This is a genomic window from Mycobacterium lentiflavum (assembly GCF_022374895.2).
GTDB lineage: Bacteria > Actinomycetota > Actinomycetes > Mycobacteriales > Mycobacteriaceae > Mycobacterium > Mycobacterium lentiflavum.
Map to the genome: position 1 here is coordinate 300915 of NZ_CP092423.2, position 15964 is coordinate 316878.

At 66.1% G+C, this 15964-nt stretch carries 15 protein-coding genes; 6 read left to right on the top strand and 9 right to left on the bottom strand.

Annotated elements, in window-relative coordinates; genetic code table 11:
- Nucleotides 1-104 precede the first annotated feature (104 nt).
- Entirely contained in the window at nt 105-1685 is a 1581-nt protein-coding gene (locus MJO58_RS01445) for a FadD7 family fatty acid--CoA ligase (protein WP_239721803.1), read from the top strand.
- A 19-nt stretch (nt 1686-1704) separates the two neighbouring features.
- Here the strand turns inward: MJO58_RS01445 and MJO58_RS01450 are convergent, their stop codons facing one another.
- The 3 genes from MJO58_RS01450 to MJO58_RS01460 form a co-directional block, all read right to left on the bottom strand.
- Nucleotides 1705-2175, bottom strand: a complete 471-nt coding sequence (locus MJO58_RS01450; RefSeq protein WP_090598380.1) for a DUF2231 domain-containing protein — start codon at nt 2173-2175, stop codon at nt 1705-1707.
- A 42-nt stretch (nt 2176-2217) separates the two neighbouring features.
- Nucleotides 2218-4392, bottom strand: a complete 2175-nt coding sequence (locus tag MJO58_RS01455; RefSeq protein WP_239721804.1) for an elongation factor G-like protein EF-G2 — start codon at nt 4390-4392, stop codon at nt 2218-2220.
- Nucleotides 4393-4523: 131 nt separating this feature from the next.
- Nucleotides 4524-4937, bottom strand: a complete 414-nt coding sequence (locus MJO58_RS01460; RefSeq protein ID WP_239721805.1) for a TIGR03668 family PPOX class F420-dependent oxidoreductase — start codon at nt 4935-4937, stop codon at nt 4524-4526.
- 158 nt (nt 4938-5095) lie between these two features.
- Between MJO58_RS01460 and MJO58_RS01465 the strand changes: the two genes are divergently transcribed.
- The 4 genes from MJO58_RS01465 to MJO58_RS01480 all read left to right on the top strand — a co-directional run bounded on the left by MJO58_RS01465 (nt 5096) and on the right by MJO58_RS01480 (nt 10176).
- A complete protein-coding gene (locus tag MJO58_RS01465; RefSeq protein ID WP_239721806.1) occupies nt 5096-6154 on the top strand; it encodes a S1C family serine protease in 1059 nt (352 codons plus the stop codon).
- Between the two features lie 108 nt (nt 6155-6262).
- Nucleotides 6263-8047, top strand: a complete 1785-nt coding sequence (treS, locus tag MJO58_RS01470) for a maltose alpha-D-glucosyltransferase (protein WP_090608312.1) — start codon at nt 6263-6265, stop codon at nt 8045-8047.
- Nucleotides 8044-9396, top strand: coding sequence for a maltokinase N-terminal cap-like domain-containing protein (locus MJO58_RS01475; protein ID WP_090598387.1), 1353 nt, complete (start codon nt 8044-8046; stop codon nt 9394-9396). The genes treS and MJO58_RS01475 overlap by 4 nt, the downstream gene beginning before the upstream one ends.
- A 72-nt stretch (nt 9397-9468) precedes the next feature.
- Entirely contained in the window at nt 9469-10176 is a 708-nt protein-coding gene (locus tag MJO58_RS01480; RefSeq protein WP_090598389.1) for a YoaK family protein, read from the top strand.
- A gap of 51 nt (nt 10177-10227) precedes the next feature.
- On the opposite strand, the gene ag85C is transcribed toward MJO58_RS01480, so the two are convergent.
- From ag85C to MJO58_RS01505, 5 genes are all read right to left on the bottom strand, one after another.
- Nucleotides 10228-11247, bottom strand: a complete 1020-nt coding sequence (ag85C, locus tag MJO58_RS01485) for a diacylglycerol acyltransferase/mycolyltransferase Ag85C (protein WP_090598390.1) — start codon at nt 11245-11247, stop codon at nt 10228-10230.
- A 221-nt stretch (nt 11248-11468) separates the two neighbouring features.
- Nucleotides 11469-12296, bottom strand: coding sequence for an ABC transporter permease (locus MJO58_RS01490; RefSeq protein WP_239721807.1), 828 nt, complete (start codon nt 12294-12296; stop codon nt 11469-11471).
- Nucleotides 12286-13113: an ATP-binding cassette domain-containing protein gene (locus MJO58_RS01495; protein WP_090598394.1), complete on the bottom strand. Its 828-nt coding sequence runs from the start codon at nt 13111-13113 to the stop codon at nt 12286-12288. Before MJO58_RS01495 ends, MJO58_RS01490 begins: the two co-directional genes overlap by 11 nt.
- Nucleotides 13110-13565, bottom strand: coding sequence for a MarR family winged helix-turn-helix transcriptional regulator (locus MJO58_RS01500; protein WP_239721808.1), 456 nt, complete (start codon nt 13563-13565; stop codon nt 13110-13112). Before MJO58_RS01500 ends, MJO58_RS01495 begins: the two co-directional genes overlap by 4 nt.
- Nucleotides 13566-13623: 58 nt before the next feature.
- Nucleotides 13624-14121, bottom strand: coding sequence for a metallophosphoesterase family protein (locus tag MJO58_RS01505; protein ID WP_090598397.1), 498 nt, complete (start codon nt 14119-14121; stop codon nt 13624-13626).
- 35 nt (nt 14122-14156) lie between these two features.
- On the opposite strand from MJO58_RS01505, the gene MJO58_RS01510 reads away from it, so the two are divergent.
- Nucleotides 14157-14612, top strand: coding sequence for a MaoC family dehydratase (locus MJO58_RS01510; protein ID WP_090598399.1), 456 nt, complete (start codon nt 14157-14159; stop codon nt 14610-14612).
- Nucleotides 14613-14638: 26 nt separating this feature from the next.
- Here MJO58_RS01510 and MJO58_RS01515 read toward each other — a convergent pair whose 3' ends face one another.
- Entirely contained in the window at nt 14639-15931 is a 1293-nt protein-coding gene (locus tag MJO58_RS01515) for an acyl-CoA dehydrogenase family protein (RefSeq protein WP_217493164.1), read from the bottom strand.
- Between the last annotated feature and the right edge of the window lie 33 nt (nt 15932-15964).

Below are 15964 nucleotides of genomic sequence, written 5' to 3' on the forward strand. Positions count from 1 at the left end.
GATTATCGATCGTGAGCTGAACAGTATTGGACGAACAGGGAGGTTTCTCTGCATCGTGCAACCAGGTGCTGTTACACATGCGAGAAAGCGGAAGGACTACGGCGATGTCTGATGTGATCACCCCGGCGGCGGAGCTGACCGACGAATCTCCGAGCATCGCCGATCTAGTCGCGGCTGCGGCAATCCGCGAGCCGGAGACGACGGCGCTCGTCGTAACCGCGGATCGCAGGCCGGTCAGCTACGGCGAACTGGTGCGACTGGTCGACGACCTGGCCGGGCAGCTCAAGGAGGGTGGCTTGCGGCCGGGAGACCGGATCGCGCTGCGGGCTGGCAGCAACGCCGAATTCGTCGTCGGCTTGTTGGCGGCGTCGCGCGCGGGGCTCATCGCGGTACCGCTGGACCCGGCGCTGCCCGTCGGCGACCAGCATGCCCGCAGTAAGGTCGCCGGCGCGGGTGTGCTGCTCGTCGACGGCGACGGTCCCGGCGACAAGGACGAGCCGGGATTGGTGCGGTGGACGTTCGCGGTGACCGTCGGCCATGACGGTGCCCCGTCTTCGGTCGCCCTGGACGCGCCCGCGGCGCCGAATCCGGACGTGGCGACGCCCGAGGGGCTGCGCGACGACGATGCGATGATCATGTTCACCGGCGGCACCACCGGGCTGCCGAAGATGGTCCCGTGGACACACACGAACATCGCCAGCTCGGTGCGAGCCATTATCGCCGCCTACCAGCTGGGCCCGGCGGACGCGACGGTCGCGGTGATGCCGCTCTACCACGGCCACGGCCTGATCGCCGCGCTGCTGTCCACGCTGGCATCCGGCGGCACCGTACTGTTGCCCGCGCGCGGGAAGTTCTCGGCGCACACCTTCTGGGACGACATCTTTGCCGTCGGGGCCACCTGGTACACCGCCGTCCCGACGATCCATCAGATTCTGTTGGAGCGCAACAAGACTGAGCAAGCAAAGAACACCCACGCCACGTTGCGGTTCATCCGCAGCTGCAGCGCTCCGCTCACCACGGAAACGGCTCAGGCTCTGCAAGACACCTTCGGCGCCACCGTGGTCTGCGCGTTCGGGATGACCGAAGGCACCCATCAGGTCGCCACCACTAGCGTTGAAGAAGACGAAAACCCAGCCGAGAGAACAGGTCTCGTCGGAAAGTCGACCAGCCCGGAGATCCGGATCGTCGGGCCCGGGGGCCAACCGCTGCCACCGGAAGCCGTCGGCGAGGTCTGGCTGCGCGGCCCGACCGTGGTGCGCGGCTACCTCGGCGACCCGGCGATCACCGCCGCCAACTTCACCGACGGCTGGCTGCGCACCGGCGACCTCGGGTCACTGTCCCCGGCGGGTGACCTGAGCATTCGCGGGCGTATCAAGGAACTGATCAACCGTGGCGGCGAGAAGATTTCGCCGGAACGTGTCGAGGGCGTGCTGGCCGGCCATCCCGGCGTTCTGGAGGTGGCCGTGCTCGGGCTGCCGGACAAGATGTACGGCGAGACGGTGGCCGCGGTGATCGTCGCGCGGGGGTCGACTCCGCCCAGCCCCGAGGAGCTGACGGAGTTCTGCCGTGACCGGCTGGCGCCCTACGAGGTGCCAGCCACCTTCCTGCACACCAGCGAACTGCCGCACACGGCTAAGGGCTCACTGGATCGGCGGGCCGTGGCCCGACAGTTCGGCGGAACCTGAGAACGGCTGTGCGCCAACCTCACTGGCCCGACGTCACGTTTCCCCACGCGGCGCGCGCACCCGAATCACCGACCCGATAGGTCTGCACGAGCGTGGCCACCGCCGCGATGACCACCAGTACCCCGACCGCGGCGTGCAGGGTGAGCTTCATGTCCACACCGTGCGTCTCGCGGACGTGCAGCACGGCCAGCACCGTGACCGTCGCCGCCAGTGCCGCGACGATGTAGATCAGGGTGGAGCCGAGTTGCTCGTGGTTGGTAAGCACTGGAGTCTGAGCACCGACGCGAGCCGACAGCCAGACGCCAGCGGTGGTCGTCAACGGGGTCAGGACTAGCGTGCCCACCGCCAGTAGCAGAACCAGCCAGATCAGTCGGCGCCGCGCCGCGGGCCACACCACGCACAGGATCGCCAGAATCGCCGCGAGCGGGCCTAGGACGACGACGAAATGATTGAGCAGGATATGGGCAGGCAGCCCATTAAACGTTGACATAGTCGAACCGGGGCTCCCAATCTGGCTGTTTATCAGGTGCTTTCAAACAGTAGCCGTCACCCGGGTCGCGGCGGACTCCGGCATCGGTTCGTAGCGGGCAAACGTTCGGGTGAAGGACGCGGCGCCATGTGCCAGTGAACGCAAATCGATCGCGTATCGGGTCAGCTCGACCTGAGGTACCTCGGCCCGCACCAGCGTGCGGTCCTGGCCCGCGGTGTCGGTCCCCAGCACGCGACCGCGCCGGCCGGACAAGTCGCCCATCACCGCACCGACGAAGTCGTCGGGCACCAGCACCGAGATCTCGTCGATCGGCTCGAGCAGTGCAACTTTCGTCGCGGCGGCGGCCTCCCGCAGCGCCAGGGAACCCGCCATCTGGAACGCGAAGTCCGACGAGTCCACGCTGTGGGCCTTGCCGTCGAGCAGGGTGACCCGGATGTCGACCACCGGATATCCCGCGTGCACGCCCTTTTCCATCTGCGCGCGGACTCCCTTCTCCACGCTCGGGATGAATTGCCGCGGGACCGCGCCGCCGACCACTTTGTCGACGAACTCGAATCCGGAACCTTCCGGCAGCGGCTCCACCTCGATGTCGCACACGGCGTATTGGCCGTGTCCGCCGGACTGTTTGACGTGGCGCCCGTGGCCTTTTGCCTTGCCGCCGAACGTTTCCCGCAGCGGCACGCGCAGTTCCACCGTGTCCACGGTGACGCCGTACCGGCTGGCCAGTGCCTCGAGCACGACACCGGCATGGGCCTCACCCATGCACCACAGCACGATCTGGTGCGTTTCCTGATTCTGCTCGATTCGCAGGGTCGGGTCCTCGGCGGCCAACCGGCCCAACCCGACCGACAGCTTGTCCTCGTCGGTCTTGGCATGGGCCGCAATGGCGATCGGCAGCAGCGGTTCGGGCATGGCCCACGGTTTGAGCACCAGGGGCTCGGCCTTGTCGGAGAGGGTGTCGCCGGTTTCGGCACGGCTCAGCTTTCCGATCGCGCAGATGTCACCGGCCACCACCTCGGGCGCGGGTCGTTGCAGCTTGCCCAGCGGGAAGGACAACAGCCCGATGCGTTCGTCTTCGTCGTGGTCGGGGTGAGTATTGCCCCGGGAGTCGGAGCCGTTGGTCTGCCCGAAGAAGGACGAAAAATGACCCGACACATGCACCGTCGTGTCGGGCCTGATGGTCCCGGAGAACACCCGGACCAGACTCACCCTGCCGACGTACGGGTCAGACGTCGTCTTCACCACCTCTGCCAACAACGGCGCCGCCGCGTCACAGGCCAGCTCCGAATGCGCAGCGCCATGCGGCGTAAACACCTCCGGTAGCGGATGTTCCATCGGAGACGGGAATCCGCGGGTGGCGACCTCGAGCAGTTCCAGCGTGCCCACGCCGGTGCCGCTGCAGACCGGGATCACCGGGAAGAACGACCCACGGGCGACGGCGCGCTCGAGATCGTCGATCAGCACGGCCTCGTCGATCGCCTCACCGCCGAGGTAGCGCTCCATCAGGGACTCGTCCTCGGATTCCTCGATGATGCCCTCGATCAGGGTGCCCCGCGCGTCCTCGATCCGGCCGGCGTCGGCGGGATCCGGCGCCTCGATAGTCCGGGTGCCACCGCAGTATCGGTAGCGCTGCTGCGACAGCAAGCCGATCAGACCTTCGGCTGGCGAGCCGGTCGGCAGGTAGAGCGGTAAAACCTTGTCGCCGAACGCGTTTTGCGCGGCCTCTAGGGCTTCGGTGTAGTTCGCGCGGGCATGGTCGAGCTTGGTGATCACCACGGCGCGAGGCATGCCGACCTGGCTGCATTCCTGCCAGAGCGACTTGGTCGGTTCGTCAATACCGTCGCAGCCCTCGTTCGCCGCGATCACGAACAGTGCGCAATCCGCGGCACGCAATCCGGCGCGCAGCTCGCCGACGAAGTCGGCGTATCCCGGGGTGTCGACCAGGTTGATCTTGATGCCGCCGTGCGACAGCGAGGCCACCGCGACGCCCACCGACCGTTGTTGGCGGATCTCGGCGTCGTCGTAGTCGCAGACGGTGCTGCCGTCGGTCACCGATCCCGCCCTGGTCAGCACGCCGCCCGCGACCAGCAGGGCCTCGACCAGCGTCGTCTTGCCGCCGCCCGAGGGGCCCACCAGGACGATGTTGCGGACATCGCCGGGACAGTTGGCGGTGGGGGCTGCTCCCGTGCCCACTGAAGCGTTCGCCTTGTCCGCCATGACCTTCCTCCAGTTCGCTCGGTCGGGCGCAGTGTGTCCTAGCTCACAGAACGTATAGGCAACCTTTCCCCCAACTGCCGCCCAATACAAGGCCACGGACCGGCCACAATCTCGCGCTGTGACGCGCTAGGTCAGGCGTGCCAGCTCGACCAGCGGCGCACCGTTATCTCGATGACGGGACCATTCAGCGAAACCGATTGATACTGAGGGTATTTGGCGCGTAACAGCCGGTAGCCGGTGTGCAGTGCCGCGCCGTCGCTATGAATGCAAGCCTCCCCGTCGGCTCGGACCCACCACAACTGCGCCCACTCGTCGGCGTAGTGGTCGACGAGCAGGCTGACCTGCGCGTTGCTCGCGATGTTGGCCAGCCGGCGTAGCCGCTGTGTCCTCTTCGGTTTCGCGTCGATCGCGGTGTACACGGTGTCGGTGTCGGTGTCGACCGCGAAAACCACCGGCACCAGGTGCGGTTTTCCGTCGGCCGAGCTGGTCGCCAGCCGCGCCACCGGGGACTGCGTGAACCGGACTTTGGGGTCGAATTCGCCCACCGAACCAGCTTAGGGCCAGCTTGAGGGCGAAACCGCCGATCAGCGTTCCATGCGCCCTGAACTAGCTACCTGCATTACGGTGAGGTACACAAAATGTGCGGTCCAGACGTGGAGGCTGGGCCGCTTCTGGTTAGCACCCCGATGCAGGGAGGTACGGGATGAGCAAAGGGCACCCCCGCTCAGTCTGGTGGTCATGGCTGGTCAGTGTGCTGGCTGTGGTGGGACTGGGCCTGGGCCTGACCACGGTGCCTGCAGCTGCATCGCCGTCAACCCTGGCGCTGGACCGCTTCCGTGACGCGCCGATGTTCCCGCTGGACATCGCCAGCCAGGTCGGACCCGCGGTCGTCAACATCAGCACCCGGTTCGGCTACAACAACGCGATCGGGGCCGGAACCGGCATCGTCATCGATCCCGCTGGTGTGGTGCTCACGAACAACCACGTGATCTCGGCTGCCACTGACATCTCCGCGTTCGACGTCGGCAACGGTCAGACCTACGGTGTCGACGTGATCGGCTACTCCCGCACCGCGGACATCGCGGTGTTGCAGCTGCGGGGTGCGGGCGGCCTGCCCGCCGCCGCAATCGGCGGTGGCGTCGGTGTCGGCGAGCCGGTCACCGCGCTCGGCAATACCCACGGACAGGGCGGAGCGCCCAGCGTGGTGCCTGGCCGCGTCGTCGCGCTCAACCAGACGGTGTCGGCCACCGACACCCTGACCGGAGCCGACGAGACGCTGGGCGGGTTGATCCAGGCCGACACCGCGATCAAGCCCGGCGACTCGGGTGGGCCGCTGGTCAACAATGCGGGGCAGGTGGTCGGCGTGGACACCGCCGCCACCGACAGCTACAAGATGTCCGGCGGGCAGGGCTTCGCGATTCCGATCGGTCACGCGATGGGCGTCGCCAACCAAATCCGCTCCGGCGCCGGGTCCAACACCGTGCACATCGGGCCCACGGCCTTCATCGGCATGGGCGTTGCCGAAAACGGCGGCAACGGAGCCCGGGTCCAACGCCTGGTTGACGGCGGCCCCGCCGCGAGCAGTGGCATCGCACCCGGGGACATCATCACCGCGGTCGACAATGTGCCGATCAACGGTCCCACCGCGATGACGGACGTCCTGGTTCCGCATCACCCGGGGGACGTGATCACGCTGCACTGGAATTCCGGAGGCGGCCCCCGCAGCGCGCCGGTGACTCTGGGCGACGGGCCGCCCGCCTGATCCGGACGCGGAAATGCCTGGCCGGAGGCCAATTCGGTTGCCGGGACAGCAGATTAGCGAGGTGATTCCGATCTGCTCGCCTCGGGTACACGTGGCATCGTGGAATCGATGAACGACGCAAACGACGCCGCCAAAAAGGATTCCGAGCACGATCCTGCGGGAGGCAGCCACGTCGAGGGGGGTGTAGTCGAACACCCCAACGCGGAGGATTTCGAGATCGCGGCCTCGCTGCCAGCCGATCCGACCTGGTTCAAACACGCGGTCTTCTACGAGGTGCTGGTTCGGGCGTTCCTGGACGCCAACGCCGACGGGTCCGGTGATCTACGCGGGCTGTTGCAGCGCCTGGACTATTTGCAGTGGCTGGGGATCGACTGCATTTGGCTGCCGCCCTTCTACGACTCGCCGTTGCGCGACGGCGGATACGACATCCGCGACTTCTACAAGGTGCTGCCCGAGTTCGGCGACGTCGACGACTTCGTGGCCTTGCTCAACGCGGCGCACGAGCGGGGGATCCGGGTCATCACCGATTTGGTGATGAACCACACCTCGGATTCGCACCCCTGGTTTCAGGAGTCACGCCACGACCCCGACGGTCCGTACGGCGACTTCTACGTGTGGAGCGATACCAGCGAGAAATACACCGATGCCCGGATCATCTTCATCGACACCGAGGAGTCGAACTGGACGTTCGACCCGGTCCGCAAGCAGTTCTACTGGCACCGGTTCTTCTCCCATCAGCCGGACCTGAACTACGACAACCCGGCCGTGCAAGAGGCGATGATCGATGTGCTGCGGTTCTGGCTGGATCTCGGCATCGACGGCTTCCGGCTGGATGCGGTGCCGTATCTCTTCGAGCGCGAGGGCACCAATTGCGAGAATCTGCCGGAGACGCACGCATTCCTGCGGCGGGTCCGCAAGGTCATCGACGACGAGTTCCCGGGCCGGGTGCTGCTGGCCGAAGCCAATCAGTGGCCCGCCGACGTCGTGGAGTACTTCGGCGACGCCAGCACCGGCGGCGACGAATGCCACATGGCTTTCCACTTCCCGCTGATGCCGCGCATATTCATGGCGGTGCGGCGCGAGTCGCGGTTCCCGATCTCGGAGATCCTGGCCCACACGCCCGAGATCCCGGAGATGGCGCAGTGGGGGATCTTCCTGCGTAACCACGACGAGCTGACTCTGGAGATGGTCAGCGACGAAGAGCGCGACTACATGTACTCCGAGTACGCCAAGGACCCGCGGATGAAGGCCAACGTGGGAATCCGGCGCCGGCTGGCGCCGCTGCTGGACAACGACCGCAACCAGATCGAGCTGTTCACCGGTCTGCTGCTATCGCTGCCCGGCTCACCGGTGCTGTACTACGGTGACGAGATCGGCATGGGCGACGTCATCTGGCTCGGTGATCGCGACGGTGTGCGCACCCCGATGCAGTGGACCCCGGACCGCAACGCCGGCTTCTCCAAGGCCAATCCCGGCCGGCTGTATTTGCCGCCGAGTCAGGACTCGGTCTACGGCTATCAGGCCGTCAACGTCGAGGCGCAGCGAGACACCTCGACGTCGCTGCTCAACTTCACCCGCATGATGTTGGCGGTGCGGCGCCGGCACGACGCGTTCGCGATCGGATCGTTCGAGGAACTCGGCGGGACGAACCCGTCGGTGCTGGCGTTTCTGCGCCAAGCGCCCGACGACGGAGACATCGTGCTGTGCGTCAACAACCTGTCGCGGTTCCCGCAGCCGATCGAACTCAACCTGCAACATTGGAGCGGCCACACGCCGATCGAACTCACCGGCCAAGTGGAGTTCCCGCGCATCGGACATCTGCCCTATTTGCTGACACTGCCGGGACATGGGTTCTACTGGTTCCAGCTGTGCGCATCGGAGGAGAACGCATGAGTAAGTCAGCCAAGCTGCCCTGGACCGAGTGGCTGCCGCAGCAACGTTGGTACGCCGGGCGCAATCGTCAGTTGTCAAGCGCCGAGGCCGGGCTGGTCGTGCCGCTGCGCGACAATCTCGAGCTGGTGCTGGTCGACGCCACCTACGCCAGTGGCCCGGCGGAGCGCTATCAGGTGCTGGTCGGGTGGGACGCCGAGCCGGTAACGGAGTACAACGCCGTGGCCACCATCGGCTCGGCCGACGACCAGACCGGCTATGACGCACTGTATGGAACCGACGGCCCGCGGTTCTTGCTGTCGTTGATCGACCAGTCCGCGGCGCGCGATTCGGCCGGCACCGAAGTGGTGTTTCGCAAGGAGCCCGACGTCACGCTTCCGCTGGAGGCGTGGCCGCGGGTTGCCGACGCCGAGCAGTCCAACACCAGCGTGATCTTCGATCGGGACGCGATCTTCAAGGTCTTTCGGCGGGTCAGCTGCGGCATCAACCCCGACATCGAGCTGAATCGGGTGCTCGGGCGCGCCGGCAACCCGAACGTGGCCCGACTGCTCGGCACCTATGAGATCGCGGGGACCGACGGCACCGAGGACACCGCGTGGCCGTTGGGCATGGTCACCGAATTCGAGTCCAACGCCGCCGAAGGCTGGGCGATGGCCACGGCCAGCGTTCGCGACCTGTTCGCCGAGGGCGACCTGTACGCCTACGAGGTCGGCGGTGACTTCGCCGGTGAGTCCTACCGGCTCGGGGAGGCCGTCGCGTCCGTGCACGCCACCCTCGCCGAAACCCTGGGCACCGCGCAGGCCCCCTTCCCGGTGGACAACGTGCTGGCCCGGTTGGCGTCGACGGCGGCGCTGGTGCCCGAGCTTCAGGAGTACGCGGCGACGGTCGAAGAGCGCTTCGGCAAGCTGGCCGGCGAGACGATCACCGTCCAGCGCGTGCACGGTGACCTGCACCTGGGGCAGGTGCTGCGCACCCCGGAGAGCTGGGTGCTGATCGACTTCGAGGGTGAGCCCGGCCAGCCGCTCGATGAGCGACGGGCCCCCGATTCGCCGCTGCGCGACGTGGCGGGCGTGCTGCGGTCGTTCGAGTACGCCGCGTACGGGCCGCTGGTGGACCACGAGGGCGACAAGCAGCGGGCGGCACGCGCCCGCGAGTGGGTCGAGCGCAACCGCACCGCCTTCTGCGACGGCTATGCGGCGGCATCGGAAACCGACCCGCGTGATTCGGCGCGGCTGCTGGCCGCATACGAACTCGACAAGGCCGTGTACGAGGCCGGCTATGAGGCGCGCCACCGGCCGGCCTGGTTGCCGATCCCGCTGCGGTCCATCGCCCGGCTGACGGCGGCCGAATGAGCGGGAGGTCGTCGCCCGCCACATAGGAGTTCGCTATGTGCCGCTGTGCGCTACCCGGGTGCGTCTGTAAGCATGGGTCGGGTGGCGGGCGAGACATTCAACAGTGAAGCGCGGTTGTCGTGGGTGTTGGCCGTGCTGGCCGGCGTGGTGGGCGCGATCTCGTTTACCCACTCGGCCGGATACTTCGTGGTTTTCATCACCGGCAACGCGCAACGCGCCGTGCTCGGGTATTTCACCGGCGAAGTGTGGCTGGCCGCAAGCGCCGGGCTGCTCATAGTCGCATTTGTTGCCGGCGTGGTGGTTGCGTCACTATGCCGACGATATTTCTGGGTCGACCATCCGCACGGCCCGACCGTGTTGACAACCTTCAGTTTGTTGGCCGCGTGCGTGGTCGACACCATCGACGAAGGATGGACGGAGAACCTTCTGGACTTCGCGCCGATCATGCTGATGGCCTTCGGCACTGGGGCTCTGAACACGTCATTCGTCAAGGATGGCGAGGTGTCGGTGCCGTTGAGCTACGTGACCGGTACGACTGTCAAGATGGGCCAGGGCATTGAGCGCCACATCGCTGGTGGGGGAAGCGTTTCGGACTGGCTCGGCTACTTCATGCTGCTGGCCAGCTTCATGGTGGGCGCGGCGATCGGCGGCGCGATCAGCGTGATCGTGAACGGTACCTGGATGTTGGTGATGGCGACGGCCCTGTGCGCGCTGACCACCGCCTACACGTACTTCCACCAGGACCGCCGCGCGCTGCTGAAGGAATCGGAGGAAAGTTAGCCTCGGCAGCCGCACCGATCGGTGCGGCTGCCGAGGCCTACATTGCCATCCTCAGCCGGCGGGAGCGGCGGGCGGGGCAGGCGGTGCGGTGGTCGGCGAGTTGAGCACCTGCAGCATGTCGGGCTTCATCGCCATCAGCTGCTGGTTCCAATAGGGCCACGAGTGCGTTCCGTTGGCGGGGAAGTTGAACACACCGTTGCGTCCACCCGCTGCCACGTAGGTGTTCTGGAACTGCTCGTTGGTGCGCAGCGTCAGGCCCTCGAGGAACTTCGCCGGCATGTTGTCGCCGCCGAGGTCGCTCGGGGTGCCGTTACCGCAGTACACCCAGACGCGGGTGTTGTTGGCGACCAGTCGCGGGATCTGCAGCATCGGGTCGTTGCGCTTCCACGCCGGGTCGGTCGACGGACCCCACATGTTGCTGGCGCTGTAGCCACCCGAGTCGCTCATCGCCAAGCCGATCAGCGTCGGCCACCAGCCCTCGGAGGGGTTGAGGAAGCCGGAAAGCGAAGCCGCATAAGGGAATTGCTGCGGGTAGTAGGCGGCCAGGATCATCGCGGAGCCACCGGACATCGACAGCCCCACCGCGGCGTTGCCGAACGGCGACACCTGCTTGTTGGCCTGCAACCACAGCGGCATCTCCTGGGTCAGGAAGGTCTCCCACTTGTAGGTGTAGGTCTGGCCGTTGCTCGCCGACGGCTGGTACCAGTTGCTGTAGAAGCTGGACTGGCCGCCGACGGGCATGATCACCGAAATACCGGACTGGTAGAACTCCTCGAACGCCGGGGTGTTGATGTCCCAGCCGTTGAAGTCATCCTGCGCCCGCAGGCCGTCGAGCAGGTAGACCGCGTGCGGTCCGCCGCCCTGGAACTGGACCTTGATGTTGCGGCCCATCGACGGTGATGGAATCTGCAGGGTCTCCACTGGAAGACCCGGCTTCGAGAACGCCCCCGCAGTCGACGAGCCGCCGACAACAGCGACCAGACCGGACAACAGGGCAGCGCCTACGACCGCGATCGCCAGTCGACGCGGCAGAAAATTCGCAGCGCCACGCAACTTCTCAACGAATGTCATAGCGATTACCCATCCCAACTTTCATCTGCCGCGTTGCGCGGTGGAATCTGTTCTCGGGCAGTGAAACACAGCGGGAGGGTCTAATTCGCTTGTCACGGCCGGACCCGCAGATCGCGGTTGGTTAACGATTCAGCGTCGGCGAGAAATCATCTCGGCGAGGTTACGATCGGCTCTCGGAACCATCCGGTCCTCTTGCAATGCGCTAGCGTATGCGCTACTGCCTATGCGACGAGGCGGCGCAAAAGTGTTGAGGCCGTTGCAATTCCAAGCAGCGCCGCCACGATCAGCACGACGAAGTCCGACGGGTTCAGCGGAGTGCCGATCAACAGCCCGCGCAGCGCGTCGACCTCGTAGCTCAGCGGGTTGACGGTGCTCAGCACACGCAGCCATGACGGCATCGCGTCGACCGGGTACAGCGCGTTCGACGCGAAGAACAACGGCATCGTGATGGCTTGCCCGATACCCATCAGGCGATCGCGATTGCGGACCAGCCCGGCCAGCGTCATCGACAGGCAGGCGAAGAACGCCGCGCCGAGCATCACGGTGGCCATGGCCGCCAGAATGCGCAGCGGGTTGACGGTCAGGCCGATGCGCATCAGGTAAGCCAGCGCCAGCACGCCGACGACTTGGGCGACCGAGCGCACACCCGCCGCGAACGCCTTACCAGTGATCAGCGCCGACGCAGGTGCCGGCGTCACCATCAGTTTGGACAGCACGCCCGCGTCGCGGTCCCAAATGATCTGGATGCCATAGAAAATCGAGATGAACAGCGCCGACTGCGCGATGATGCCCGGGGCCAGGAAGGCCAGATAGGACACCGATCCGGTGTTGATGACATGCAACTTGCTGAATGTCGTCCCGAAGATCAGCAGCCACAGTGCCGGCTGCACCATCCGGGTGACGAGCTCGGTGCGGTCGTGCTGCAGCTTCTGCAGTTCGACGATCGCGAACGCGCCGACGCGGCCGAACGTCGCGCTGACCCGCTGCCATCCGCGCGGCGCGCGCACCAGCGTCGTGGCCGGTATTTCGCAGGTGTGATCAACTGGCACGGCTGGCAACCTTTCTGCTGGACCGGATTTCGCGGAAGTCGGACCTGGCTGCATCGGACGAGTCGCCGTGCAGGTCCGTGGACGCGTAGTGGCGGAAAACATCCTCGAGCGTCGCGCCGGGCGACACCTTCGACTTCAGCTCGGTGGGCGTGCCCACGGCGCGCAGGACGCCGCGATGCATCAGCGCGACGCGGTCGCAGAGGGCGTCGGCTTCCTCCATGTAGTGCGTGGTCAGCAGCACGGTCATGCCGAACTGGGCCTGCATGCTCTGCACCTGATTCCACACGCCGTCGCGCGCGATCGGGTCCAGTCCCACCGTCGGCTCGTCGAGCACGAGCAGCGACGGGCGATTGACCAGCGCCTGCGCCACCTCCAGACGGCGTACCATGCCGCCGGAGTAGGTGCCCGCCAGCCGGTCGGCCACCTCGAGCAGCTCCATCGCGTCCAGCGCCTGCCCGACCCGGTCGGCGCGCTCGGCGCGCGATACGCCGTAGAGCCGGGCGAACCATTCCACGTTCTGCCGGCCCGTCAGGGCGGGCTCGATCGAAAGCTGTTGCGGGACATAGCCAATATTGCTGCGGATGTCGACGGTCTCGCGCCGGGAGTCCATCCCGAAGATGCGCAACTCGCCGTGCTGCACAGGGGTCAGCGTGGTGAGCATCCGCACCAGCGTCGTCTTACCGGCGCCGTTGGGTCCCAGCAGACCCATCGTCTCGCCGGGCCGTACTTTAAGTGTCAGGTCGTCGACAGCGGTGAATTGGCCGTAGTGGAAGGTCAGGTGCCGGCAGTCGATCGCCATCGGTAATTTCGTCATCATCTCTCCTGTAAGCTGCGGGACACCAGGTCGAGAACCTCTAACCCCTTTGTCAGAGAATCGATTTGGTCGTCATTGAGTTCTTGCAGCACCTCGGACAGCAGCGCGCGCCGGGTGGCTCGCGACGCGTCGACGATCTGCTGGGTGGGCTCGGCGAGCCGTAGTTGGCAGGCGCGACGGTCGGTCCCGTCAACGGTCCGGATCAGCGAACCGTTGGCCACCAACTTGGAGACCATCGTCGACGCGGTGTTGGGGACCAGCCCGAGTTCGGCCGCCGCTGCGCGGACCGAGATGCCCGGGCGGCGGCCGACCAGCCAGAGCAGCTCCGACTGTGACTCGGTGAACCGGGCGGAGTCGAGTCCCCGGCCGGCCGAGCGGCGCAGCTGGCGGCGGAATCGGCCGACGACGCCGAACACGTCGGCGACCAGGTCGGTGTGTGATCTCAGTGCTTGCATATATACCTCTGTTTACGAGCTATATATGTGTGCGAGCTGTGTAGGGCCTTTCCCTGAGCTACTTCTCGAGCTGGTGCAGCATGACGTCGGTCACTGCACCGTCATCGATGCTGGTCGTCATGTAGCTGCAGAACGGTTGGCGGCGGCGATCCGTCGGTGAGCCGGGGTTGAGCAGGCGTAGTCCGGTCGGGGCCGTGGTATCCCAGGGGATGTGGCTGTGCCCGAAGACCAGCACGTCGGTATCGGGATAGAGCCGCGACATCCGGGCCTCGCGGCCGGATGCCGCGCCGGTTTCGTGCACGACGGTGAACCGCACGCCCGCCAACGTCACGTCCGCTCGTTCGGGCAGTCGCGCCCGCAACTGCGGCCCGTCGTTGTTACCCCAGCAGCCGACCAGGCGCGCGGCCCTGGATTCCAGCTCGTCGAGCAATTCGACCGCAATCCAGTCGCCGGCATGGATGACGACGTCCGACCGCTCGACTTCCTGCCACACCGGGGCCGGCAGATCGCGGGCGCGTTTCGGCACGTGGGTATCGGCAATCAGCAGCAGCCTCACGAGTTCTATGCTTACCCGCGAGCAGAGGAGAAAGCATGCGTACCTTCGAGTCAGTCGCCGACCTCGCCGCCGCCGCGGGGGAGACCATCGGGCAAAGCGACTGGGTGACCATCACTCAGGAAGACGTCAACCTCTTCGCCGACGCGACCGGCGACCACCAATGGATCCACGTCGACCCCGAACGGGCGGCCGCAGGTCCCTTCGGTAAGACCATCGCTCACGGTTATATGACGCTGTCGCTGCTGCCGCGGATGCAACACGACATGTACACCGTCAAGGGCGTCAAGCTCGCAATCAACTACGGACTGAACAAGGTTCGCTTTCCCGCCCCGGTGCCGGTGGGCTCGAAGGTACGGGCGACCAGTTCGCTGGTCTCGGTCGAGGACGTCGGGGGCGGCGCCGTCCAGGCGATCGTGTCCACCACCGTCGAGATCGACGGGTCGCCGAAGCCGGCCTGTGTGGCCGAAAGCATCGTTCGCTACATCTGCTGACGTCGCGCTCGGCCAGAACGCAGCCGTTAGAACTCGGCGATCGCGTGCTCCAGTCGTTCGGCTAGGCGGGCCTCGGCTTCCGCACGCCGGGTCGGTATGTGAGCCGATGGGAAAGGCGTTGTCACAGGCTGGTATTCACGCAGGGTGCGGCGAGCCACGGTCATCTTGTGTAGCTCGGTGGCGCCGTCGGCGATGCCCAGTGACTCGGCGGCCACCAGCATCTTGACGAACGGCATCTCGTCGGAGACTCCAAGAGCGCCGTGCAGGTGCAGGGCGCGCTGCGCGACATCGTGCAGCACCTGGGGCATCGCCACCTTCACCGCGGCGATGTCGCGGCGCACCTTCTGATAGTCGTGATGCTTGTCGATCAGCCACGCGGTGCGCAGCACCAGCAGCCGGAACTGCTCGATCTGGATCCAGCTGTCGGCGATCTTCTCCTGCGTCATCTGGAAATCGCCGAGATGGCCATGCCTGGTCTTGCGTGACACGGCGCGCTCGCACATCATGTCAAAAGCCTTGCGCGCCAATGCGATCGTGCGCATCGCGTGGTGGACGCGACCGCCGCCGAGGCGGGTCTGTGCGATCATGAACGCCGATCCCTCACCGCCCAGCACGTGATCGGCCGGCACTCGCACGTCGTTATAACGGACGTAGCCATGCGAACCGTGCTTCGACTCGCCGCCGACCCCGACGTTGCGGATGATCTCGATCCCCGGCGTCTCGCCCGGAACGATGAACAGCGACATCTTGTCGTACGTCCGGGCGTCGGGCTTGGTGACGGCCATGACGATGAAGAACGACGCATGCTTGGCGTTGGAGGAGAACCACTTCTCTCCGTTGATGACCCAATCGTCACCGTCGCGGGTGGCCGACGTCACGAACATGCCGGGATCGGAGCCGCCCTGCGGTTCGGTCATCGAATAACACGAGGAGATCTCGCCGTCGAGCAGGGGCTGCAGATAACGCGCTTTCTGTTCGTCGGTGCCGAACAGCGCAAGAATTTCGGCATTGCCGGAATCCGGCGCCTGGCAGCCGAACACGGACGGCGCCCAGCGGGAGCGCCCGAGAATTTCGTTGAGCAGCGCGAGCTTGACCTGGCCGAAGCCCTGGCCGCCGAGTTCGGGGCCCAGATGCGCCGCCCACAGGCCTTGATCCTTCACCTGCTGCTGCAACGGCCGCAGGATGCGCATCATCTCGGCGTTCTTCTTGTCGTACGGATCAAGGGCGACCAGGTCGAGCGGTTCCAGCTCGTCGACCATGAACTTTTCGACCCAGTCCAGCTTCGCCTGGTATTCCGGGTCCGTTTCGAAGTCCCACACCGTGGCCACCCATTCCCCGGTGCACCGTCGCAC